The organism is Pseudomonas sp. AL03 (genome assembly GCF_029960815.1).
Taxonomy (GTDB): Bacteria; Pseudomonadota; Gammaproteobacteria; order Pseudomonadales; family Pseudomonadaceae; genus Aquipseudomonas.
In genome coordinates this window covers 97,813-120,382 of the sequence record NZ_JASBRE010000006.1, presented here as the reverse complement: position 1 = coordinate 120,382, position 22,570 = coordinate 97,813, and the positions used below count along the sequence as shown (strand labels likewise).

Here is a 22,570-nt window from a genome sequence, read left to right as displayed (position 1 = left end):
TGTAGCGTCCTGACGATAATTAGAAACCATGAATTTACCTCTTCCCACCGTCCTGTTTACCCCCAGCTGGCACGCCGAGCTGGAACTGGGCTACGCCCGATTCGGCGACAGTACGCGCCCGGTTCAGCGCCGCCACCAAGGCCCGCTGCGGGTGCAGAAGCATCTGTATGCCGAAGGGCCGGAAGTTTGCCAGCACATCATCGTGCACCCGCCGGGCGGAATTGCCGGCGGTGATCGACTGGCCATCTCGGCCAGTGTCGGCACGGATGCCTGGGCGCAAATCACCAGTCCTGGCGCGGCCAAGTGGTATCGCGCTGCCGGCCCCGCCTATCAGCAGCTGGATTTGAACGTGGCGAGCGGTGCGACACTGGAATGGTTGCCACAAGAGACGATCATTTTCAGCGCCGCGCAGGCTGAACTCAGCACGTGCATCGACCTTGAAGACGATGCCCGATTGTTCTACTGGGACGTGGTGGCGCTGGGGCGTCCGGCCAGCGGCGAGCGTTTCGACCTCGGACATTTTCAGGCGCAGCTGGACATCCGCCGCGACGGCCAGTTGCTCTGGCATGAACGCCAGCGCATTGTCGGGGGTGACGGATTGCTTGATTCGCCGATCGGGCTGGATGGGCAACCGGTGTTTGCGACGTTATTGGTGACTGGGGAGGTTGATAGTGAATTGCTGGAGAAATGCCGTTCGTTGCCCCATGACGTGCGCGGGGATTTGACGCAGTTGCCGGGGCTTTTGGTGGCTCGGTGTTTAGCCAGTGAAGCGTTGCTGGCGCGGGGTTGGTTGATTGATTTGTGGCGGTTGCTGAGGCCCGCGTTGCTCGGCCGGGAAGCTGTCCCCCCAAGAATATGGAGCACCTGAACACCGATCCCTGTAGGAGCGAGGCTTGCCCGCGAAGCTTTTGGCGACCTCGAGGTCCCCTTCGCGGGCAAGCCTCGCTCCTACAGGGTGTAGTCACCTTTTTATCTGCCAATTATGGATTTCTACGATGGACCTGACCCCACGCGAAAAAGACAAGCTGCTGATCTTCACCGCCGGCCTCGTGGCCGAGCGACGTTTGGCTCGCGGCGTGAAACTCAACTATCCGGAAGCCATGGCCTACATTTGCGCAGCGCTGCTAGAAGGCGCCCGTGACGGCCAGACCGTGGCCGAGCTGATGCACTTCGGCACCACCCTGCTCAGCCGCGAACAAGTGATGGAAGGCATCCCGGAAATGATTCCAGAGATCCAGGTCGAAGCGACCTTTCCCGACGGCACCAAACTGGTCACCGTTCACCAACCGATCGCCTGAGGCCGCGCCATGACTTACCCCATTCGCGATGCAGCGCATGCCGACTTGTCGGCGATCCGCGACATCTACAACGACGCCGTGCTTAACACCACGGCAATCTGGAACGAACAAGCCGTGGACTTGTGCAATCGTCAGGCCTGGTTCAGCGCCCGGCAATCCCAGGGCTACCCGATTCTGGTGATCGTCGACAGCGACAACACTGTCCTGGGCTACGCTTCATTTGGTGACTGGCGCCCGTTCGACGGGTTCCGCCACACCGTCGAGCACTCGGTTTACGTGCGCAGCGACCAGCGTGGCAATGGTCTCGGCCCGCAACTGATGACCGCGTTGATCGAGCGTGCCAAAGGTTGCGACAAGCACGTGATGGTCGCCGCCATCGAAAGCGGTAACGCCGCTTCCATCCGCCTGCATGAACGAGCCGGTTTCGTGACGACCGGCCACATGCCTCAGGTGGGCACCAAATTCGGCCGCTGGCTGGACCTGACCTTCATGCAACTGACCCTCAATCCTGGCGCGGAACCGCCGACCGCCAACAAGGAGTAAATTCCCATGAACGCCGCCCAACTGCGCCGCGTCAATGTTGAAAGCTTTGCGCACTATCGTCAGGGTTTGATTGACTTGTTGCTCGACGCCGTCGGCTATGGCGCCAGCGTCGGATTCATGGCCAATCTGGACGCCACCCAGGCCCGAGCCTATTTCGATGATGTCCAGGAGAACCTGAACAAGGGCAACGTGCTGCTGTGGGTGGTGGTCAAGGACGAGCAAGTGCAGGCCAGTGTGCAACTGACCCTGTGCCAGAAGGCCAATGGCCTCAACCGCGCCGAAGTGCAGAAGCTGCTGGTGCGTGAACATGCGCGTCGCCGGGGTCTGGGCCAACAGTTGATGAGTGCGCTGGAAACGGCCGCCCTCCAGCACAAACGCGGCATGCTCTACCTCGACACCGAGGCCGGCTCCCCTGCCGAAGACTTCTACAAGGCTCTGGGTTACACCCGCGCAGGTGAAATCCCCGACTATGCCTGCGACCCGAGCGGCCGCTACAAACCGACCGCGCTCTACTACAAGATTCTCCAGGGAGCCCATTGATGATTCCCGGTGAGTACCAGATCCAGCCCGGCGACATCGAACTCAACGTGGGCCGCCGCACCCTCAGCCTGAAGGTGGCCAACAGCGGCGACCGCCCGATCCAGGTCGGCTCGCATTACCACTTCTTCGAAACCAACGATGCGCTGACCTTCGACCGCACCGCCAGTCGCGGCATGCGCCTGAACATCCCCGCTGGCACTGCCGTGCGCTTCGAGCCGGGCCAGAGCCGCGAAGTCGAGTTGGTAGACCTGGCCGGGCATCGCCGGGTGTTCGGGTTTGCCGGACGGATCATGGGTGACCTGGACTAGCTGATCGTTCCCACGCTCTGCGTGGGAATGCATCCCGTGACGCTCCGCGTCACATAACGGCGGACGCAGAGCGTCCATGGCGGCATTCCCACGCAGAGCGTGGGAACGATCATCAAATTCCAAGGCGAACGAATGAAGATTTCCCGTCAGGCCTACGCCGACATGTTCGGTCCCACCGTCGGTGACAAAGTCCGTCTGGCCGACACTGAACTGTGGATCGAAGTGGAAAAAGACTTCACCACCTACGGCGAAGAAGTGAAATTCGGCGGCGGCAAAGTCATCCGCGACGGCCAGGGCCAAAGCCAATTACTCGCCGCAGAGGTCGTCGACACCCTGATCACCAACGCACTGATCATCGACCACTGGGGCATCGTCAAGGCCGACGTCGGCCTCAAGGACGGCCGCATCGCCGCCATCGGCAAGGCCGGTAACCCGGACATCCAGCCGAACGTGACCATTGCGGTCGGCGCCAGCACCGAAGTCATCGCCGGTGAAGGCATGATCCTCACTGCGGGCGGCATCGACACGCACATCCACTTCATCTGCCCGCAGCAGATCGAAGAAGCGCTGATGAGCGGCGTCACCACCATGATCGGCGGCGGCACCGGCCCGGCCACTGGCACCAATGCAACCACCTGCACGTCCGGACCGTGGCACCTGGCGCGCATGCTCCAGGCCGCCGATGCGTTCCCAATGAACATCGGCTTCACCGGCAAGGGCAACGCCAGCCTGCCGGAGCCGTTGATCGAGCAGGTCAAGGCCGGCGCCATCGGCCTCAAGTTGCACGAGGATTGGGGCACCACCCCGGCGAGCATCGATAACTGCCTGAACGTCGCCGACCAATACGATGTGCAGGTGGCGATCCATACCGACACCCTCAACGAATCGGGCTTCGTCGAAACCACCCTCGCCGCTTTCAAAGGCCGCACCATTCACACCTATCACACCGAAGGCGCGGGCGGCGGGCATGCCCCGGACATCATCAAAGCCTGCGGTTTCGCCAACGTGCTGCCGAGCTCGACCAACCCAACCCGGCCGTTCACCCGCAACACCATCGACGAACACCTCGACATGCTGATGGTCTGCCACCACCTGGACCCAAGCATTGCCGAAGACGTGGCCTTCGCCGAAAGCCGCATCCGTCGTGAGACCATCGCCGCTGAAGACATCCTCCACGACCTCGGCGCGTTCTCGATGATCAGCTCCGACAGCCAGGCCATGGGCCGCGTCGGTGAAGTCATCACCCGCACCTGGCAGACCGCCGACAAGATGAAAAAACAGCGCGGCCCGCTGCCCGGTGATGGCGAAGGCAACGACAACTTCCGCGCCAAACGCTACATCGCCAAGTACACGATCAATCCCGCAATCACCCACGGTATCAGCCATGAAGTCGGCTCGGTCGAAGTGGGTAAATGGGCGGATCTGGTGCTTTGGCGCCCGGCATTTTTTGGGGTCAAACCGACGCTGATCCTCAAGGGCGGTGCCATTGCGGCCAGCCTGATGGGCGACGCCAACGCTTCGATCCCGACGCCGCAGCCGGTGCACTACCGCCCGATGTTCGCCAGTTACGGTGGTTCGCTGCACGCCACCAGCCTGACCTTTATCAGTCAGGCGGCGCAGGAGGCGGGTTTGCCCGAGGCCTTGGGCCTGAAGAAGAAAATCGCGGTGGTCAAAGGCTGTCGCGACGTGCAGAAAACCGACCTGATTCACAACGATTATTTGCCGAATATCGACGTCGACCCGCAGACCTATCAAGTGAAAGCCGACGGGGTTTTATTATGGTGTGAGCCGGCCGAAACCTTGCCCATGGCGCAGCGTTATTTTCTGTTCTGACGGTCTTCTCAATAAAAAGCCCCGAATGCGGCAGCGCATTCGGGGCTCATCAAAACATCAATCAGTGATCGGACTGCACCGCGAACGGTAATTCCGTCCTTTGCAGCCTTGCACGCTCTACAGCCTGCTTCGTCAAGGTTTTTTCCAGCGCCTTGATCGCGTTGAAGTGGGCCATTTCATCTCCGTCCTGCAGCTCAAGCGCCAGGCTGTCGAACGCCTGGCGATAGATGTTTTCGAGGTAAATCTTCCAGAAAGGCTGCTCAAGAATTCTCTCTATGAGCAGGTCTCCTTCCTCCAGCGCCAGCACCCTCACACCAGCAGCTTCGATCATCTCTTGGGTAACCCCGGCCATGTTTCTGAAGAGCATGCCACGCGATTGCCAAGGCAAATTCAGACGCTCCGCCAGATCAGTCATGTAGGCCAGATGAACCTCCACTTCATCGATCGTCCCGGTGACGCGGCCACTGGCATCGACACGCCTGAAGGTTTCTCCGTTCGCTAAGCGATCGGCCACACGGCTGCGTGCGATAGCGCCCAATTCATCCAGGCGAGACTTGCCTCGGGCCAGTTCCAGCAATTGGGCCTCGACCAGTGCCGGGTTCTGCAAAGCGTAAGCCTCATGAATCAACACCCTGAGCCCTAGCGCGTTAAAGAGCTGGGTACCGCCATCGGAACAGGCCGTCGTTGCCGAGGCTTCGGTGAAAATCTCTTCGCGCAGCGCCGTGTTCTCGTTCATGGCCTCAAGCATTCGCCAGACCTTTGCGGTCAATTCGGTACGGTAGGAGGACTCCGCTGCGGTGAAGTCTGCCGACTGGGTCAGCTTTCCAATCTCGTTGAAGAACGGTTCGGAGCCGAACTCATCTTCAATCTCGTCCCATAAGATCAGCCTGCTTCTGAACGACGATTCAGGCATGCCCTGCCCCCAGTTGATGCTGTCCAGCAAGCCCAACGGCGGATAAGGGCGCTCCGGGTCCAGACCTACCGATTCCGTATAACGTTTCAGCTGTTCCAAAACACTTGCCGGCATCCACTCAGGTTCGCGACTGACGAGGGTCCGCGCCAGTAACTCGGCACGGAAGGAACCGGGGGCAACGTCTGGAATGTCGATCAAACGGTTGAATTGAAGATTCAAGTAGAAGTGGCGCGGACGCGGCATGGCGAACAGGCCGACGGGCCATCGGTCCAGGTCTGTTCGCTCAAGATTGAGTATTTCCAGATTGGGCATCTGGCTGATGTCAGGCGCGAGCCTTAACGGATTTCCTCGTAATCCCAGTGCCCTGAGTCGGGTCAATCCTCTCAAGTGCGCCACCGCCTGCTGAGTCAGCACGATTTGATTGTTACCCAGCGCCAGATTATCGAGGTAGCGCATGTCGCCTATGACCGGTGGCAAGCGGTTCAACAGGTTATCGCCCAAGTCCAGAAAGCGAAGCCCGCGCAAAGGCTCGAGAAACGGCTCCTGGCTGCTGAGCAAACCGGTTTCATGCATGCTCAGGCTCGTAACGTGATCAAAATTGGCAGTCAACCTGGGAAAACTCTCAAGGTGTCGGCCCATTGGCAAACCCGTCAGATCAAGGTGCTGCGGGCGGACGATGCCTGGAGCGTCGACACCCGAGGGCCCGGTCCTTTGCCAGCATTGCCTGATCGCCTTGTAGAGTTTGTTGCGCAGATCCCACTCTGCAATCCCTGCAGGACTGAAGCGAAAAAAGGCCGTCGAAGCGTTCAGCCAGTGTCGCATCGTGGCGTTCAACTGGTCGAATTCGTCTTCCAGGGCACTGACACGCAAAGGGGCCGCGTCGGCGAACTCTTCGAGCAAGGAAGTGATTTGTTCGTCGGAAAATCCCGGATAGAGCGCTTGAACCCGTCGTTTCAACAAGGCTTCATTGGCGATCTGGCGATAGCCTTGCATGCCGCCACGCAGACGCATCGTTTCAGGGTCATAAGCAGGTTTACGCACCGGGTAATCATTCAAGGCCGACTCGAATCGCTCGCGATCAAGCGGCGAGCGCTGCAGGTCAAGCCTGAGCCGCTCGCCTTCGAAAATGTCATACCCCAGCGCTGTACGCTCGGTGTCCGGCAACGCATGCAGCAGAGAAGCAAAAAAATCATCGATACCGTGCAAATGTTGACTCTTCTCATCACGTGCCTGATAGCCGCCTTCATCCTCAAGAATCAACACTTTGCGGATGGGTGCATTCTCGGGACCGACACTGGCGTTAAGCTTGCCGCTGAAGGAGAACTCACGAATTTCGATGCGTACATCGTTGGACCAGCCCGGTAGGGTGGCCAACGACGCCAGTTGCAACCGTCGCGTGTCGTTGTTCTCCAAATCTTCCAGATACAGCCCCTCATAGGCGCGACTCACGCGCACACGTTGTCGAGCCTGGCGTGCCTGTTCGCGCAAGCGCAAGGGAAGGGTCTGTTTCTCTGTCAGATGTTTAAGGTCGGCCGGAGTCGCCTCCAGCATCAGTTTTGCAGCGGCAGCGTTTGGTAGTTCTGGATAGGCATCGGTCAACACATGCACCAGCGCCCCTTCGGCGACGTCGTGCTGCTTGTACAAGGATTCGAACAGTCGCTTGCGTTTTTTCGTAGCCTCGCTTGCCAGCCTTTCCTTCAATGCCTGGACGCGCACCTCTTTAGAACTGGGTATTGATTGGCCAAGCAGATCATGGATTTCCTGTTCACCCAGGCTTTCGAGGGTGCGCTGGGGCAACTGACCGGAGCGGAACTCGGCACGGGTCAGCTTGATGCGGTCCGCGCTCGCTGCCTCAATGTTGCCAACGACGGTCGATGCGCCTTTCAACTCAGGGCCATCGAAGATCTCCACGGCCCTCTGCTCTGGCCAGCGAGGCAAATCGGTCATCAGGCTCGTTATTTCTCTCATCAACGCCTCGGGCACCTGATTGGCCAGTATTTGCTGACCCACCTCACCTGCTTCGGCATACAGCCTGTAACGTTTGAGCGTATCGGCCAGCATGACCGGCGGCGCGTCGAGCTCGACATGCAACCGTCGCAAGGCCTCCTCCGAAACGCCAGCCACGGTCAGGATTTGCTCCAGCGTCTCATCCGGCCAATCCCGTGCTGAAGCCCCCAGTCGGCGCATCAAGCGTGTTTTGTCCCAGGCGAGCGGTTGGTCGAACTCGGTTTTCCAGGCCCCCGCGCCATTCTGTTCAACTACTGGCTGATAAGCCCCGGGCCGGGTTGGATGTCGCAAGCGATATTGCCCGGTGTCAGCGTCTTGGGTCATTGCATAATTTTTGCCATCCAGCGGCAGCAAATCCTGACCTTGATGACGATAAATACCCGAATCGTTCGCCTGAGCTGTTTGCGGCAATATCGCGGGATGTTCGTAAGCCGTCAGGTCCGGATGCCAGAGCCGTTCCTTACCGTTGATTTGCACGGGCTTAAGCTGATCGACGAAAGAAGATGTTTTGATCGGCATGACTTTCGCCGGTAACACATGCCCAGTACCCATCAACGCCAGCTGGGCGAAGTTGATCAATACGCCATTGATGTAGGCCGATGCTTGCTCCTTGTCGCCATTGCTCCAGTCCTCGATGCCCTCGGCCAGCTCCACAAGCATTTGCCCGACCATGATGCCCAGCATCGCTTCGCCGAAACCGGGCACCAGCATCGCGGCAAAGTTGAAGATGTTCCAGGCGATATCCAGAACGCTGGTCAAGCGCTTCCAGCGCGCTGCTGCGTCTTCGTCGCCGGTCGGCACTGCAATCAGCCGGGCGTCGGCTATTGCCTTGTCCCGCCGCTGCCGGAACAACGTACCCCACAGTTCGTCGGCAATGAGGTTGGTGATGGGCTCTGCGTTGGGGTTTTCGATCGCAGTTTCCCGCCACCATGGCCCCATGTCCAAAGGCTCACGTTGCTGCCAGGTGAAGGTCCTGAGACGCTCGTTGACCCGAGCGAAAAATCGCCCCTTGTCCTTCTGCTCCACGAACCGGCTGAAAAACGCCTGGTAGTCCGAAGTGCGCAGCTGGCTGATCAGCGTCGTCATAAAGTCCGCCAACGAAGCGTACTCTTTCAGCGGATGGTTCGGATCGTCGGGTAGGTAGGCAATCAACGGACCGCTCAAACGGCTCTGTTGATAAATATCTTCGTTACGCAAAGTTTCATCAATGACGCCTTGAGGTCCGTTGGCAAAAAAGCACTGAAGTAATGTGTATTGCTCATACACGTGTCCCGGCAAAACAGGTAGTCGACGAGACCAGTCAGTCCAGAACTTCAAACTCTGCGGCGTCAGCGCCTCTATCGCTTTCTTTATTTCAGAGGGTTCGCTCACGGCACTGAACAATACAATCCCCGTCAACTTGAAACCCATCAGGGACACACGATGACTCAGCAGGGGACGACCGTATAATTTGACCGTTCGGTTACCCTCCACAACTTCGCGAAGGCAACCATAGGCGCTAGCATTGAGATCACCTTTTAAATGGGAAACGAGGGCAGATAACTTGAAGGCCGCTTTTTCACTGGCGATTGAGCGTTCCTGGAGTACGCGCCTGGCATTGGGGTCCTGCGGCCGCAGTCGCGCTTTAATATGGGTTTGATAGTGCGCGCCGATGTCCAGGGTGCGACACAGCGACGCAAACTTTTGCGGCGTTATGGCGTTGTCCTGTACAAGTACCCCGCGCGAATCTTCGCGGTAAACACCCGAATCGCTTCGAAAAGCCCCTTCCTTGGTCTCTGCCTCATCGAAATTGTGCAGCGCTGCCACAAGCAACGACGAACGCCTGATAACACTGGCACCGGTATCGATATCAAAAATAATTTTGCTCGGTACATTCAGATGCAGCGAAAGGGTATTCGGGTCTTCGTCAATGTCGACGTTTGATTTCAATGCGGACCTGAGCAGAGGCTGGGCAAAGGCATTGATATCGTGCTGTAGATCATTCAGGACCTGATCCAGCTCACCCTGCAAACGCCAACGGTCTTTTAGCAGTTCCTTTAGATAATCACGGTCAATATCCCGCGCGCTCATGTACCACTCGGGTATATCTGCCTTGAGATTCATGAGCGATTTGAGTCGTGTCGGCGAGGCGTTACGTATGGCCTGGGGAATGACCTGCATCACTCGTTGATAATGAACACCTTTATCCCCCGCACTTGAAACAGATGAAGATTCAGGCCTCTGGCCTCCTTGCAAATCAGACATGGCTCAACAACCTTAAAATTAATTTTGAGACCCACTAGACTATGCACACGCTCAAAAAACAAAAGACTAAATATCTGTTGGTTAAACATCTGAACAGGCGCCTCTCTTTCGAAAATCAAAGTACTAACAATACATATATACAGCCCCTGAAAACCTTGGGTATGCCTTTGCGTCAGCGGTAGTTTTTTTCCGCCCCAAAGACGCTACTATGCGACACGTCTAGCCTCCAAAATGCCCAGGAACCCGGTCATGCGCTTACCCGAATTCATCAGGCAACATGTAGATCGTATCGTCGATGAATGGGAGCAGTTCGCCAGAACGATCACCCCAGCGGCCGAGAATATGGATCAAGCCGCCTTGCGCGATCATGCCAAGGCGATTCTGTTGGCCGCCGCGCGGGACATGAGCACCTCGCAAACCGCCAGCGAACAGCTCGCCAAGGCCAAGGGTGAAGGCCTGGAAAAAACCCCGAGTCTGGATGAGGCCAGCGCGAGCCATGGCGAGCTGCGGCATACCGTGGGCTTCGACCTGGTGCAGATGACCAGCGAATTCCGCCACCTGCGGGCTTGTGTGATTCGTCTGTGGGTCAACAGCCTGGACTCGCCGAACCTGACGTACTTCCAGGACATGATCCGTTTCAACGAAGCGATTGATGAAGCCCTCGCCGAATCAACGGCGGCCTATGCCGAACAAGTCAATCGCTCACGGGATATTTTCCTGGCCATCCTGGGCCACGATCTGCGCGCGCCGCTGCAAGCGATCAGCATGTCCACAGAGTTGCTGCTGCGCAAAGCGCCGCTCGAAGGCGATGCGCTGACCTGCGCGATCAATGTCAAGCGCGGTGCGCGGCACATGGCGGTGATGGTCAGCGATTTGCTGGAGCTTGTGCGCAGTCGCCTGGGCAAGAGCCTGCCAATTGAACCGGCGCCCATGGACCTGGCCGATGCGGCGCATGCCGCGATAGCTGAAGCGTGCGCCGGCAACCCGGAGTGCGATCCGACAGTGAACGTGCAGGGAGATACCCGAGGCGTCTGGGATGCCGGACGGCTTGATCAACTGTTGCAGAATCTGATCGGCAATGCGCTACAGCATGGTATGAACAAGCGCGATGTGACACTGAGCCTGACGGGCGAACCCGACGCGGTTCGCCTCACGGTGCATAACTACGGAACGCCGATTCCCGAGGAAGCTATCGGCACGATCTTCGATCCGCTGGTGCGCAGCGCCGACGAGCAGCTTGGCCAACCGACGACCAGCCTTGGTCTGGGGTTGTTTATCATCAAGGAAGTGGTCAACGCCCATGGCGGGACGATCGAGGTCAGTTCCAGTGAGGCTGACGGCACGCTGTTTACCGTGGTGTTGCCACGCAAGATCTGAAATCAAAGCCCCTACAGGTCCACCACCAACCGCCCCAGCCGCTGCTTGAGCATGCGGTTCTCGGCCCGCAGTTGCTGGACTTCCTCAAGCAGGTCCAGCGCCAGGGCGACGCCTTCCCACTCCAGTTCCAGTTCGCGACGCAGCTTGGCGGCGCGCTTGGCCAGTGCCAGCTCATAATCGTTGAAACGCCAATCCTTGGGCTGGTTGCCCTGAGGTTCGAGGATGCCGTGTTCGACGATTTCGATCACGTAGACGTCCGACAGGTCGGTCGCCTCACAGAATTCTGCCATGTCCAGTTGAACGATCAGGGGGTTGCTCATGATGGGCTACTCCGTCTCTGGGATCAGAAGTGTTCTCTCGGGTTGAAAGCCGCTTTTTTGGCCAGCTCCTGCCACAACGCCTTGACCTCATCGTCCGGGGCTTTGGGCATGACGGCCTTGAGCTGTACAAACAAATAACCGCGATGACCGGCCTTGTTCAGCAATCCATGGCCCTTGGCACGCATGCGTTGGCCATTCTGACTGCCGGCCGGAACCTTGAGGTTGATCTTGCCCGTAAGTGTCGGCACTGCAACTTCGGCGCCCAACGCCAATTCCCACGGAGCCAACGGCAAGGTAATGATCAGGTTTTCGCCTTCGACGTCGAACTTGGGGTGCGGCGCAAAGCGAATGATCAGGAACAGGTCGCCATTGGCCCCGCCACCAACACCCGGTGCACCCTGGCCCTTGAGGCGGATGCGTTCGCCGTCGGACACGCCGGCCGGGATTTTCACGTTCAGGCTTTTGCTGGTGTTGCTGACGTGTTGGCCGGCAGCGTTGTACTGCGGCACCTGGAAGGTGACCTTCTTCGATTCGTTCGAGAGGGTTTCTTCCAGAAAAGTCCCGAGTTCCATTTCCACGTCTTGCCCTCGTCGTCCAGCGCTACGGCCCGACTGTCCACCACCAAAACCAGGGCCACGGTTGCCGAAGATCGAACTGAAGAAGTCCGAAAAATCGCCCGTGTCCTGACCACCACCGAAACCGCCTGCACCACGCCCCTGCCAACCCGGCGGGCCCTGAAACGGTTGGCCGTGCTGGCCGTATTTGCGCAAGTCGTCGTATTCGGCGCGCTTGTCGGCGTTTTTCAATGCTTCATAGGCTTCCGAAGCGTCCTTGAACTTGGACTCGGCGTCCTTTTCCTTGCTGACGTCGGGGTGGTATTTGCGCGCCAGCTTGCGATAGGCGGCCTTGATCGCCTTATCGTCCGCGGTCGGCTCCACACCGAGAATCTTGTAATAGTCTTTGAAGTCCATCGCGGGAATCACCATCCGTTATCAAAATCACGCCACCACTGGCAGCATGCGCTCATTGCCCGCCGCCAGGTTGACCGATCTCAAGCTTGAGACCGGGCAGCGCATCAGAAGTTTATCGGCAGCGGTGGGCGGTTCTTGCGACCGTCCTGTGGCTGCCAGGCCCAATGCAGACAAGTTTGGGGCGAAGGATAGTCTTTCAAGGCGCTAATAGCTGAGATTTAGCGGATAGTCGGCCTTCGAATCTGCGCCGCACTGACATACACTGCGCGGCCGTTTTTTAACCGGAACTCGAAAGACATGAAAAACGCATCTCCAGCCCGTGCCTGTGGTATCGACTTCGGCACGTCCAACTCCACCGTCGGCTGGCTGCGCCCCGGCATGGAAACGCTGATCGCGCTGGAGGACGACAAGATCACCCTGCCTTCGGTGGTCTTCTTCAATATGGAAGAACGCCGCCCGGTGTACGGCCGCCTGGCGCTGCACGAGTACCTGGAAGGCTATGAAGGCCGGTTGATGCGCTCGCTCAAGAGCCTGCTGGGTTCCAAGCTGATCAAGCACGACACCAGCGTCCTCGGCACCGCGATGCCGTTCAAGGACCTGCTCGGGTTGTTTATCGGTCAGTTGAAGAAGCGCGCCGAAACCGCCGCTGGCCGCGAATTCGAGGAAGTGGTGCTGGGTCGCCCGGTGTTCTTCGTCGACGACGACGAACTGGCCGACCAGGAAGCCGAAAACACCCTGGTGGACGTGGCCCGTGCCATCGGCTTCAAGGACGTTTCGTTCCAGTACGAACCGATTGCGGCCGCATTCGACTATGAGTCGACCATCGAAAAAGAAGAGCTGGTACTGATCGTCGACATCGGCGGTGGTACGTCCGACTTCTCGCTGGTGCGCCTGTCCCCTGAACGCCGTACCCTCGACAACCGCCACGATGACATCCTCGCCACCGGTGGCGTGCACATTGGCGGGACCGATTTCGACAAGCAGCTGAGCCTGCAAGGCCTGATGCCGCTGTTCGGCTACGGCAGCCGGATGAAGAGCGGCGCGTACATGCCGACCAGCCACCACATGAACCTGGCGACCTGGCACACCATCAACTCGGTGTACTCGCAAAAGTCGACCCTGTCGCTGGGCAGCATGCGCTACGACATCGAAGACACCGGCGGCATCGATCGCCTGTTCAAGCTGATCGACCAGCGCGCCGGCCACTGGCTGGCCATGGAAGTGGAAGAAACCAAGATCCAGCTGACCCACGCCGACAGCCGCCATGTGCCGCTGGACCGCATCGAACCGGGTTTGAGCGTGGAGTTGAGCCGGGCACTGTTCGAATCGGCCATCGACAACCTGCTGGAGCGCGTGCGCAACAGCGTCACGCAAATGCTGAACGACGCTAACGTACGCGTTGATCAGGTGGACACGGTGTTTTTCACCGGTGGTTCGAGCGGCATTCCGGCACTGCGCAACAGCGTCTCGGCGATGTTGCCGAATGCGCGGCATGTGGAAGGGAACATCTTCGGTAGCATCGGTAGTGGGTTGGCGATCGAGGCGATGAAGCGTTACGGCACGATGGACTGATCCGAAACCCTGTGGCGAGGGGATTTTCCCCTCGCCACAGTAGATCAATAGCGGATCAAACCATCCCCACCTGCTTCAACTCACTCTTCAGGTACGCGTAATAAATCGGCCCTGCCACCACCCCCGGCAGGCCGAATGCGGCCTCGAACACCAGCATCGCCAGCAGCAACTCCCACGACTTGGCACTGATCTGCCCGCCAACGATGCGCGCGTTGAGGAAGTATTCGAGCTTGTGGATAACAATCAGGTAACCCAGCGCCGCCACCGCCACCCAGATCGACAGCGACAAACCGACGATGGTGATCAAGGTGTTCGATATCAGGTTGCCGATCACCGGCAGCAGGCCGAGCAGGAAGGTCAGCACGATCAGGGTTTTGGTCAGCGGCAGCTTGATCCCGAACATCGGCAGGACCACCGCCAGGAAAATCCCGGTGAAGAAGGTGTTGAGCAGGGAAATCTTGATCTGCGCGAACACGATGTTGCGAAACGCCTGGACCAGCAGGTGCAAACGGTCGAACAGCGCGGCGGCCAATGGCTTGCGCTTGGTCAAGTCCGGCACGCGCTGCAAGGCAATGATCGCCCCCAACACCATGCCGATCAGCAGCGTCACAAACATGTGCGCCGCATCCTTGCCGACCAGTTGCAAGTCGCTGAGGTGCTTGCTCATCCACTCGCCAATCGCCACGCGGAATTCGGCGGCGCTGGCGGGCAGATAGACGTCGATGAACGGCGGCAATTGCCCGCGCGCACGGTCGACCACAACCATGAATTTGTCGAGAGATGCGCCGGGGTTTTCCGCTTCGTGCAGCAAAAAACTGATGGCGCCGGCAAAGATCAGCGTCAACACACTGACCACTAGCGTCCCCAACAACGCCACCGCCAGCCAGCGCGCCCGCCGACCTTCGATCAGCCGCTGCAATTGCGGGGTGAGCATGTTGACCAATTCGAACACCAGCAGCCCAGCCAGCAGACTGGGCAGCAACCGCAGCGGTATCACCAGCAACAAACCGCCGAAAATGATGACCCAACTGATTAACAGCAAGACTTGGCGTTGAGAAAACGTTGGCATACAGCCTCAAAACGAACGGCGTAAAAGGATTGGCAGTCTGCCAGCGTTCCGGCGGCGAAGCGAGCAGATGCCTCCGCCCCGCAGACGCTTGATTATTTTTTCTTCAGGCAGTCGCTCATGAAGGTTTTGCGCGCGTCGCCTTTGAGGGCTTGAGTGGCGGCATCGGCGTTACAGGTTTTCATCTTTTCTTGCTGAGGGGTCATGGGTTTTGCAGCCTCTGCGGCCGGCGCCGCTTTCAAGCACGTGCTCATGAAGGCTTTACGTTCATCGCCCTTGAGGCTTTTTGCGGTGGCGTCGGCATTGCAGGTGGTCATTTTGTTCTGTTGGGCGGTGGCGGCGAAGCCCTGGGAGCCAAGCAGCAAACCCATCATTAACAAAGGGACACGCAACATCTTCATGGAGTTTTCTCCTTGTTGCCGCACCGAGGAGCACGGCCTCGCTCTGGAGTGTAGACAACGCCTGTTACACCTTCCTGCGCTCAAGGTGGCTGCGTCGATACTGTTCCGGCGTGCACCCTGCCTGGCGTTGAAACATCGCAATAAACGCTGAACCGGTGCTGTAACCCGTGTCGAAAGCGATGTCCTGAATGCTGCGGTGGCTGTCCAGTGCTTCGATGGCTGCCAGATACCGCAACCGCTGCCGCCACTCGCCAAAACTCATGCCCAGTTCACGCACGAACCGCCGCGCCAGCGTGCGTTCGCTGATATGGATCTGCGCGGCCCACTCCGACAAGGGACGGTTATCACCGGGCTCGGCCTGCAAGGCTTCCAGTATTGCGAGCAAGCCGGGGCTGCTGGCGTAGGGCAAGTAACACTCATGCACCGGTGCCTGTTGCAGTTGATCCACGAGCACTTGGGCCAGACGTTTGTCGGCTTCGTGCGCGGGAATCTTCACATCGCGGGCGGCAAAGTCTTTGAGAATGGCTTTGAGGATGTCGCTGATCGCCAGGGTGCAAGCCTGTTGAGGCAGATCGTGGCACATCAGCGGAGCCAGACAGACCGCACGATAGTTGATCGGCTGATGGCTGTAGAAACTGTGCTCGGTCTGCTGTGGCACCCACACCGCGTAGTGCGGCGGTGACATGAAGCGGCTACCGCCGATCTCCATGTGCAAGACGCCGTGGGCCGAATACTCCAGCGTGCCCCATGGATGACGGTGCGCTGAGGCATAGCGGTGCGCATCAAAGTCGGCATAGCGGAAATACACCGGGGCAGGCAGTTCGCTGAAATCCAGCAGGTCGATGTGTTTACTGTTCATGCTGTCCGTCATCAGGGGCAGGTTGTCTGGATCGAAGTATAGGCTTGCATCCAGACAGGCGATAATCACCCCTCATTAATGCTCTGGTTTTTCCCATGCAATACGCTTATCCCCTGCTGGCCATTTTCATCTGGGCCGGCAACACCGTGATCACCAAAATGTCAGCTGGGGCAATCTTCCCCGCCGAGATCGGTTTTTACCGCTGGCTACTGGCCGGATTACTGTTCACACCGTTCATGCTCAAACCGGTGATCGCCCATTGGCCGGGAATCCGCCCGAATCTGGGCAAGATTTTCATCCTTGGCGTGCTGGGCATGGCGGTTTATCAAAGCCTGGCGTATTTCGCCGCGACCCTGACCTCGGCCACCAACATGGGGATCATCCTGTCGCTGATGCCGTTGATGTCGCTGACCATGGCCATTGTCAGCCTCGGCCAGCGCCTGACCGCCGGAGCACTGGCCGGTGCCGTGCTGTCGTTGGCGGGGGTTTTGGTGGTCGTCTCGTCCGGCAGCCTCGGCGCACTGCTCGAGCACGGGGTGAACCTGGGTGACGCCATGATGCTGATCGCCACCCTGGCCTACGCGATCTACAGCACGCTGCTGAAAAAATGGCAGCTGCGGTTACCGCCGCTGGTGTTGCTGTATTTGCAGGTATGGGTGGCCGTGTTGGTGCTGTTTCCGCTGTTCCTCGCTTCACCGAAGATCGGCCCGACGTTGCAGAACATTCCGCTGGTGCTTTACGCCTGCCTGCTGGCCTCGATGCTCGCGCCATTGGCGTGGATGCAGGCCGTGATCCGCCTGGGGCCGAGCCGGACCACGGTGTTTTTCAATCTGCTGCCGTTGATGACTGCGCTGATTGCGGCGGTGGTGCTGCATGAGCAGTTGGCGACATATCACTTGGTGGGTGGGATGTTGACGCTGGGTGGGGTGATTCTTTCCGAGCGCTGGACCACCGTGCTCGGTCGTAAGGTTAGTGTTGCCTGAGACGACGCCTTCGCGGGCAAGCCTCGCTCCTACAAGGGATCGATGTCAATTTGTAGGAGCGAGGCTTGCCCGCGAAGAACGATAACGCGGTCTAAACCCCGGCCGCTTTCAGCCGCGCAGCATGCTCGACAAACAACCGAACCGGCTCCGCGCCCTTCCCCACCAAACCCAGTGACTGATTGACGATATCGAAGTGATCCATCGGATACTCATCACCAATCACCGTCCCCAGATGCGAGCTGTAACGCCCGACCATCCCGTCGCAATACCCGACTTCTCGAACGAAGGTCCTGGCAAACAACCGGCAACTGCGATTAGTCCCATCGAACAGGTTACGCCCCCGATCAGTTTTCCCCGGCTGCAAGGTCCCGGACCAGGAGTAATACCGCACGCCGTTGACCTCCTCCGGTCCATGTCCGCCCCAGGTGTCAGGCAAGCCCTGTGGATAACGCTGGTTGAACAGCGCCACGCCTTCAGTCGTCAGTGAATGATGGGAGGCATGGATATCTACCGGCAATTTCGGCCCGCGATAACCGGTCTCCAGCACGCTCATCAGCGCACTGATCCACCGCAGCAGAACGGTGAGCAAACGCCCCTTGGCGGTGTCTCCCGGATAGTGTTTGTGCAGGTAATCCGCCAGCTCCGAACCGTGATTGGGCCCGGCCACCGAGGTGACTGAGGCGACCCGATCCGGGCGCTTGGCGGCGGCGTAACGGGCGGTGAGCGAGCCCTGGCTATGGCCGATCAGGTTGACCTTCTCGGCCCCGGTTTCGCGCAGAATCTCCTCGATCCGCGCCAGCAACTGCTCGCCACGTACCTCGTTTGAATTGAGCGGCGAGACCTGCACTGCAATCACTGTCGCCCCACCGCGGCGCAGCGCCGAAATGATCCCGAACCAGTACGGGTAGAGCAGCAGACGGATAAACCCGAGCATTCCCGGGACCAGCACCAACGGGTAACGCGTGGCGGAACCTTGTGACATGGGCGAACTTCCTTGTGATCGGTGAGGTGACGCAAGGCTGAATGCAAGACATCAGCCAAGCATCGGCATCGAAGATGACAACTCGACGACCAGTCTATGACATCCGCCCTACTTCAGTCCCACCACCCCCGCCATCTAGAACTCCTTGGCCAGCGCCCGCAAACGCTGCTCGGCCTCGGCTGCGGAGATCTGGAAGGTGCGCGCCTCGGATTCTTCGCCTTCGGCGGCCACGACCGTGATGTCGGTGATGCCGATGAACCCCAGCGCCGTTCGCAACAATGGATCGGCATGATTCATCGCCTCCAGTTCTCCACCGGGCCCGAAATGAGCAAAAATCAGTCTGGATGAATTAGTTTCATCCATGGAGTTTTTCAATGTTTGCCTCGCTGCCGCTGACTGCCCTGCGCGCCTTTGAATCCGCCTCGCGCCTGCTGAGTTTCAAGGCAGCCGCCGAAGAGCTCTCGGTGACGCCGACGGCGGTTTCCCATCAGATTCGTTCGCTGGAGACCTGGCTCGGTGTGCCGTTATTCGAGCGGTTACCACGGCAAGTTCGCCTGACGGACTGTGGTGAACGGCTGTTCCACAGCTTGCACGGTGCTTTGCTTGAAGTGGCGCAAAGTGTCGACACCTTGCGCCCGCAACGCAGCGGCGCGAGCCTGACGATTTCCACGACCGCCGCTTTCGCCGCGTTATGGCTGGTGCCGCGGCTGGGACGGTTCTACGCCCGGCACTCGAACATCAGCCTGCGGCTCGATACCCATTGCGAAGTCATCGATTTGCATCAGGACGCCAGCGTCGATCTGGTGCTGCGCTACAGCCTCGATGATTACCCGAACCTTTATGGCTTGTGTCTGTTCGACGAATCCTTCGGTGTCTATGGCTCACCCGAGCAAGTTACCCTCGCCGCCAGTCGAGCGCCGACGCTGATCAGCGTGCGCTGGCACAACTCAAAGCTGTACGCCCATGGCTGGAAGGCCTGGTGCGCGCAGTCCGGCGAGACCTGGCTTGCGGGGCAGCCAGCGGTCCGTGAATACGACGAGGAACATTACGCCCTGCAAGCGGCGATTGCCGGGCAAGGCCTGGTGCTGGCGAGCAATATTCTGGTGTCCGAGAGCGTGGCCAGCGGTTTGCTGGTGGCGTATCGGGGCGAAATCCAGGTTGAAGGCGCCGGATACAGCGCCCTCTGTGTGCCGGGACGTGAACGACACCCGCCGGTCCGGGCGTTTTTTGCCTGGCTGCGCGAGGAGGCGTTGCTGTCCGGGCATGCCCTGGCGTGATTGCTTCGCGCCATTCTGGCGATTGCCAAATGACATAAAACTTTTCGCCGCGCTCATCACTCACACCCTAGGTAGCGATCACTTCTATAGAGGGTGACGCAAACCGGATTAGCCTCCAGGAGATCGAGATGAGCGACATGCATTTGTCTGATGTAACCACCCTTCGCGAACGTGCCCGCAAGAACGTCGAGAACGGCGCGGTGACCGAAAGCTACAGCGCCGACCGTGAAGAAGTGCTGCGCCTGCTCAACGAATCGCTGGCCACCGAACTGGTCTGTGTGTTGCGCTATAAGCGCCACTACTTTATGGCCAGCGGCCTGAAAGCCCAGGTCGCCGCCGACGAATTCCTCGAACACGCGACCCAGGAAGCCCAACACGCCGACCGTCTGGCCGAGCGTATCGTGCAACTGGGCGGTGAGCCGGAGTTCAACCCTGACCTGTTGTCGAAAAACTCCCACGCTCAATACGTGGCCGGTCATTCACTTAAAGAGATGGTCTACGAAGACCTGGTTGCCGAGCGAATTGCCATCGACAGCTATCGCGAGATCATTCAGTACATCGGCGGAAAGGACCCGACCACCCGACGCATCTTCGAAGACATCCTGGCCCAGGAAGAAGAGCATGCCGATGACATGGCCGACCTTCTGAAAGGCCTTTAGTCCCTGTGACTGATCGTTCCCACGCTCTGCGTGGGAATGCAGCCCGGGACGCTCTGCGTCCCAAGAGCGGACGCGGAGCGTCCATTGAGGCATTCCCACGCAGAGCGTGGGAACGATCTCCACCAACGAATTACTTGGTTGGTTTAACGGTCACGGGCGCCTTGCCCGCCTTCATCTGCTCAAGCAACGGCGCACACTGATTCGGTTCGCCACCGCTCGGCGCCACCAGCGCCAGCAATCCTGCCGCCGGTGCGGCAATCACACCCAACGCCACCATTCCCGCCCCACGCAAAATCAGCGGCACCGCCTTCACACCCGCATCAGGCTTGATGAATTTGCCCCGCACATACAGCGGCGAACGCAGCGAAATCAATCGCCAGCCCTTGGATTCCGGGGTGATGGTCAGGTCCAGTTGCTCAGTCGCCATGTTCGCCGTGCCATCGATGTAGATGATCGCGTTTTCGGTATCGAAGACGAACAGACGTGTGGTCGCCAGCCCAGTCTTGATGTCGAAGTCGGCGGCGGCGCAGTTGATCTTCACTTCCTTGTCGCCAAAGATCTTGCCCACCACATAGTTGCCGACGTTGAGTACCGCCAGTTCCATCAACTCACGGCTGATGGCGCCGTCGTTGATCAGCATTTTCAGATTGCCATTGGCGGTGCCCAGCAGTTTGGCCACCGAGTTGCCACGACCGGTGATGTCGGCATCACCATTGAGCTCGCCGAAACTGGTTTTCATCGGTTTAAAGGTCGGGAACAGCTGCTTGAGTTTGAATTTGCGCGCGGTGAGTTTGGCCTTGCCTTCCAACGGTTCGGTTCGGCCATTGAGGCGAATCTGAGCATCCAGGTTGCCGCCGGCCACGCCGAAACGCAGGGGTTCGAGACTGAGGACGCCGTCGGTGAGCACCAAGTGAGTGTAAAGATCGTTGAATGGCAGTTTTTCGCTGTGGACGATGCGCTTGCCGGTGAACTCGACGTCAGCGTCCATATCGCGCCAGCGCTCGGTTTTGAACTCTTCGACCGGCAACACCTTGTCAGCCGGCTGCTTGCTTTCGCCGCCGCGGGCCTTTTGCTTGGCGTTGGAATCGGCACCGATCAGCGGGGCCAGGTCGGTAAACAGCAGTTGATTGGATAGCAATGAGCCGCTGAGCTTCGGCCGTGGCTGACTGGCGACATAGGCCAGGCTGCCATGAATGTCGCTCTGACCGATCTTGCCGTTGAATTCTTCGTAACGGAACACTGCGCCGCCCACCTCATGAAGCTTGGCGATCAAGTGCCCGTCCGTGGCGTACGGCGGTGTGTCCGGCAGGGTCACACCGGTCAGCGGGTAGAGGTTTCCCAGGCTGGTGCCGGCCAGTTTCAAGCGCAAATCCAAGGCACCTAGGCTCAGTGGATCGGTGAGGGTGCCGGCCAGTTCGACGCTGGTGTCGGCAATCTTCACTTGAGCCTGAAGCGGGAACGGTCTGGCCGCGTCCTGCAAGGCAAGCAGGCCGCCGATCTTGCCTTCGCCCGCGAGTTTCTGGTCGTGGTACTGGCCTTTGACCTTCAGGGCGAACGCGTAATCCTGGGGCGCAGCGCCCTTCTCCTGCGCGCTTTTCGCCGCTTTGTCGCCGACGATTTCGCTGAACGGAATTGGCTTGCCCAGCGGGTCGATCAGCACATCGAGCTGAGTTTTCAGGCTCTGGTCGTCGAGGGTGACGTGGCCCTTGTCGAAGCCGATCGCACCGATATCCACCACCCAGTTTGAAGGCTCGGCGTTCGGGTCCTTAGGATCGAACTTGAAGGTCCAGTTGGCGCGACCGTCGGCCAGGCGCTGGAGGTCGGCATTCGGTTCGGTGAGGTCGATACGCGGGATCACCACGCGCTGCGCCAGCAAGGCCAGGGGCGAGATGCGCAACTCGACGCGTTTGAGGGTGACCATCTGCGGTGTCTTCGACCAGTCCGGATTACCCAGGCTCAAGTCTTGCGCCACGACATGCGGCCACGGCACCCAGGCACGCCAGCCGCCCTCGTCGGGCTCACGTTGCCAGACCACCGCGAGGTTGCCGTTGATGGCGAACGGGCGGTGTAGCTCTTCGGAAACTTTGGCGTTAAGCGGTGGTTTGATCCGGTTCCAATCGAAGAACACGATCATGAGAACCAGTACGGCCAGCAGGACAACGAGGCTGGCGAAGGTCCAGGTAAACACTTTACGAGTGCGCGTCATTGCACAGGGCTCCTGATACGTCTGAGCGCCCTGACTGCGACGCACGTTTGAAACGTTAGGCCAGAACCGGCATGCCATGACATCTAGGACTGGGAAATGGCACGCAGGTTTAACCGAATAGCCGTTTAACCCTCAAATAATCGGTCGGGGACACACTGCCCCCTCATCCGGCGTTACCGACCCCGCACTTTTGCGAGGCGAGAGTGGGTCG

Annotated in this window: 19 protein-coding genes and 1 pseudogene; 11 read left to right on the top strand and 9 right to left on the bottom strand. The window is 59.1% G+C overall.

Annotation, left to right across the window (positions count from 1 at the left end; genetic code table 11):
- Window positions 1-28 precede the first annotated feature (28 nt).
- The 6 genes from QK293_RS08565 (at window position 29) to ureC (ending at window position 4,522) form a co-directional block, all read left to right on the top strand.
- Window positions 29-868 (top strand): urease accessory protein UreD, encoded by an 840-nt coding sequence (locus QK293_RS08565; RefSeq protein WP_282376749.1) that lies wholly within the window; start codon window positions 29-31, stop codon window positions 866-868.
- Window positions 869-995: 127 nt separating this feature from the next.
- Complete coding sequence (gene ureA, locus QK293_RS08560) at window positions 996-1,298, top strand: urease subunit gamma (RefSeq protein WP_123367600.1); 303 nt, start codon at window positions 996-998, stop codon at window positions 1,296-1,298.
- Window positions 1,299-1,307: 9 nt separating this feature from the next.
- The gene (locus tag QK293_RS08555; RefSeq protein ID WP_282376747.1) at window positions 1,308-1,841 is read left to right on the top strand and encodes a GNAT family N-acetyltransferase; all 534 of its coding nucleotides are present in this window, start codon (window positions 1,308-1,310) and stop codon (window positions 1,839-1,841) included.
- Between the two features lie 6 nt (window positions 1,842-1,847).
- Window positions 1,848-2,381, top strand: a complete 534-nt coding sequence (locus QK293_RS08550; RefSeq protein WP_095127352.1) for a GNAT family N-acetyltransferase — start codon at window positions 1,848-1,850, stop codon at window positions 2,379-2,381.
- Complete coding sequence (locus QK293_RS08545; RefSeq protein WP_282376746.1) at window positions 2,381-2,689, top strand: urease subunit beta; 309 nt, start codon at window positions 2,381-2,383, stop codon at window positions 2,687-2,689. The genes QK293_RS08550 and QK293_RS08545 overlap by 1 nt, the downstream gene beginning before the upstream one ends.
- 132 nt (window positions 2,690-2,821) lie before the next feature.
- Window positions 2,822-4,522, top strand: coding sequence for an urease subunit alpha (gene ureC / locus QK293_RS08540; protein WP_282376744.1), 1,701 nt, complete (start codon window positions 2,822-2,824; stop codon window positions 4,520-4,522).
- Between the two features lie 61 nt (window positions 4,523-4,583).
- On the opposite strand, the gene QK293_RS08535 is transcribed toward ureC, so the two are convergent.
- Window positions 4,584-9,686, bottom strand: coding sequence for a DUF6543 domain-containing protein (locus QK293_RS08535; protein ID WP_282376743.1), 5,103 nt, complete (start codon window positions 9,684-9,686; stop codon window positions 4,584-4,586).
- A 249-nt stretch (window positions 9,687-9,935) separates the two neighbouring features.
- Between QK293_RS08535 and QK293_RS08530 the strand changes: the two genes are divergently transcribed.
- Window positions 9,936-11,063: a HAMP domain-containing sensor histidine kinase gene (locus QK293_RS08530; RefSeq protein WP_282376742.1), complete on the top strand. Its 1,128-nt coding sequence runs from the start codon at window positions 9,936-9,938 to the stop codon at window positions 11,061-11,063.
- 11 nt (window positions 11,064-11,074) lie between these two features.
- Here QK293_RS08530 and QK293_RS08525 read toward each other — a convergent pair whose 3' ends face one another.
- Complete coding sequence (locus tag QK293_RS08525; protein ID WP_282376741.1) at window positions 11,075-11,383, bottom strand: chaperone modulator CbpM; 309 nt, start codon at window positions 11,381-11,383, stop codon at window positions 11,075-11,077.
- A gap of 23 nt (window positions 11,384-11,406) precedes the next feature.
- A complete protein-coding gene (locus QK293_RS08520; protein ID WP_282376740.1) occupies window positions 11,407-12,354 on the bottom strand; it encodes a DnaJ C-terminal domain-containing protein in 948 nt (315 codons plus the stop codon).
- A 297-nt stretch (window positions 12,355-12,651) separates the two neighbouring features.
- On the opposite strand from QK293_RS08520, the gene QK293_RS08515 reads away from it, so the two are divergent.
- Window positions 12,652-13,926 carry an Hsp70 family protein gene (locus tag QK293_RS08515; RefSeq protein ID WP_282376739.1) on the top strand — a complete coding sequence of 425 codons (1,275 nt, stop codon included), beginning with the start codon at window positions 12,652-12,654 and terminating at the stop codon, window positions 13,924-13,926.
- A 55-nt stretch (window positions 13,927-13,981) separates the two neighbouring features.
- Here QK293_RS08515 and QK293_RS08510 read toward each other — a convergent pair whose 3' ends face one another.
- The 3 genes from QK293_RS08510 to QK293_RS08500 form a co-directional block, all read right to left on the bottom strand.
- Complete coding sequence (locus tag QK293_RS08510; protein ID WP_282376737.1) at window positions 13,982-14,995, bottom strand: hypothetical protein; 1,014 nt, start codon at window positions 14,993-14,995, stop codon at window positions 13,982-13,984.
- A gap of 92 nt (window positions 14,996-15,087) precedes the next feature.
- Entirely contained in the window at window positions 15,088-15,393 is a 306-nt protein-coding gene (locus tag QK293_RS08505; RefSeq protein ID WP_282376736.1) for a PsiF family protein, read from the bottom strand.
- A gap of 64 nt (window positions 15,394-15,457) precedes the next feature.
- Complete coding sequence (locus QK293_RS08500; protein ID WP_282376735.1) at window positions 15,458-16,252, bottom strand: helix-turn-helix transcriptional regulator; 795 nt, start codon at window positions 16,250-16,252, stop codon at window positions 15,458-15,460.
- A 95-nt stretch (window positions 16,253-16,347) separates the two neighbouring features.
- Between QK293_RS08500 and QK293_RS08495 the strand changes: the two genes are divergently transcribed.
- On the top strand, window positions 16,348-17,235 hold the full coding sequence (locus QK293_RS08495) for a DMT family transporter (protein WP_282376734.1): 888 nt from the start codon (window positions 16,348-16,350) through the stop codon (window positions 17,233-17,235).
- A 91-nt stretch (window positions 17,236-17,326) separates the two neighbouring features.
- Here QK293_RS08495 and QK293_RS08490 read toward each other — a convergent pair whose 3' ends face one another.
- A complete protein-coding gene (locus tag QK293_RS08490) occupies window positions 17,327-18,217 on the bottom strand; it encodes a triacylglycerol lipase (protein WP_282376733.1) in 891 nt (296 codons plus the stop codon).
- 135 nt (window positions 18,218-18,352) lie between these two features.
- Window positions 18,353-18,544: pseudogene (locus QK293_RS08485) on the bottom strand (FMN-dependent NADH-azoreductase); the annotation flags it as partial.
- A 47-nt stretch (window positions 18,545-18,591) separates the two neighbouring features.
- On the opposite strand from QK293_RS08485, the gene QK293_RS08480 reads away from it, so the two are divergent.
- Window positions 18,592-19,494 (top strand): LysR substrate-binding domain-containing protein, encoded by a 903-nt coding sequence (locus tag QK293_RS08480; RefSeq protein ID WP_282376732.1) that lies wholly within the window; start codon window positions 18,592-18,594, stop codon window positions 19,492-19,494.
- 128 nt (window positions 19,495-19,622) lie between these two features.
- A complete protein-coding gene (locus QK293_RS08475; RefSeq protein ID WP_282376731.1) occupies window positions 19,623-20,153 on the top strand; it encodes a ferritin-like domain-containing protein in 531 nt (176 codons plus the stop codon).
- A 130-nt stretch (window positions 20,154-20,283) separates the two neighbouring features.
- Here the strand turns inward: QK293_RS08475 and QK293_RS08470 are convergent, their stop codons facing one another.
- Entirely contained in the window at window positions 20,284-22,359 is a 2,076-nt protein-coding gene (locus tag QK293_RS08470; protein WP_282376730.1) for an AsmA family protein, read from the bottom strand.
- Window positions 22,360-22,570 lie beyond the last annotated feature (211 nt).

Bases quoted from the DNA above. Each gene is read 5' to 3' on its own strand.
- QK293_RS08565 (WP_282376749.1), top strand. From the start codon at position 29: ATGAATTTACCTCTTCCCACCGTCCTGTTTACCCCCAGCTGGCACGCC.
- ureA (WP_123367600.1), top strand. From the start codon at position 996: ATGGACCTGACCCCACGCGAAAAAGACAAGCTGCTGATCTTCACCGCC.
- QK293_RS08555 (WP_282376747.1), top strand. From the start codon at position 1,308: ATGACTTACCCCATTCGCGATGCAGCGCATGCCGACTTGTCGGCGATC.
- QK293_RS08550 (WP_095127352.1), top strand. From the start codon at position 1,848: ATGAACGCCGCCCAACTGCGCCGCGTCAATGTTGAAAGCTTTGCGCAC.
- QK293_RS08545 (WP_282376746.1), top strand. From the start codon at position 2,381: ATGATTCCCGGTGAGTACCAGATCCAGCCCGGCGACATCGAACTCAAC.
- ureC (WP_282376744.1), top strand. From the start codon at position 2,822: ATGAAGATTTCCCGTCAGGCCTACGCCGACATGTTCGGTCCCACCGTC.
- QK293_RS08535 (WP_282376743.1), bottom strand. From the start codon at position 9,686: ATGTCTGATTTGCAAGGAGGCCAGAGGCCTGAATCTTCATCTGTTTCA.
- QK293_RS08530 (WP_282376742.1), top strand. From the start codon at position 9,936: ATGCGCTTACCCGAATTCATCAGGCAACATGTAGATCGTATCGTCGAT.
- QK293_RS08525 (WP_282376741.1), bottom strand. From the start codon at position 11,383: ATGAGCAACCCCCTGATCGTTCAACTGGACATGGCAGAATTCTGTGAG.
- QK293_RS08520 (WP_282376740.1), bottom strand. From the start codon at position 12,354: ATGGACTTCAAAGACTATTACAAGATTCTCGGTGTGGAGCCGACCGCG.
- QK293_RS08515 (WP_282376739.1), top strand. From the start codon at position 12,652: ATGAAAAACGCATCTCCAGCCCGTGCCTGTGGTATCGACTTCGGCACG.
- QK293_RS08510 (WP_282376737.1), bottom strand. From the start codon at position 14,995: ATGCCAACGTTTTCTCAACGCCAAGTCTTGCTGTTAATCAGTTGGGTC.
- QK293_RS08505 (WP_282376736.1), bottom strand. From the start codon at position 15,393: ATGAAGATGTTGCGTGTCCCTTTGTTAATGATGGGTTTGCTGCTTGGC.
- QK293_RS08500 (WP_282376735.1), bottom strand. From the start codon at position 16,252: ATGAACAGTAAACACATCGACCTGCTGGATTTCAGCGAACTGCCTGCC.
- QK293_RS08495 (WP_282376734.1), top strand. From the start codon at position 16,348: ATGCAATACGCTTATCCCCTGCTGGCCATTTTCATCTGGGCCGGCAAC.
- QK293_RS08490 (WP_282376733.1), bottom strand. From the start codon at position 18,217: ATGTCACAAGGTTCCGCCACGCGTTACCCGTTGGTGCTGGTCCCGGGA.
- QK293_RS08480 (WP_282376732.1), top strand. From the start codon at position 18,592: ATGTTTGCCTCGCTGCCGCTGACTGCCCTGCGCGCCTTTGAATCCGCC.
- QK293_RS08475 (WP_282376731.1), top strand. From the start codon at position 19,623: ATGAGCGACATGCATTTGTCTGATGTAACCACCCTTCGCGAACGTGCC.
- QK293_RS08470 (WP_282376730.1), bottom strand. From the start codon at position 22,359: ATGACGCGCACTCGTAAAGTGTTTACCTGGACCTTCGCCAGCCTCGTT.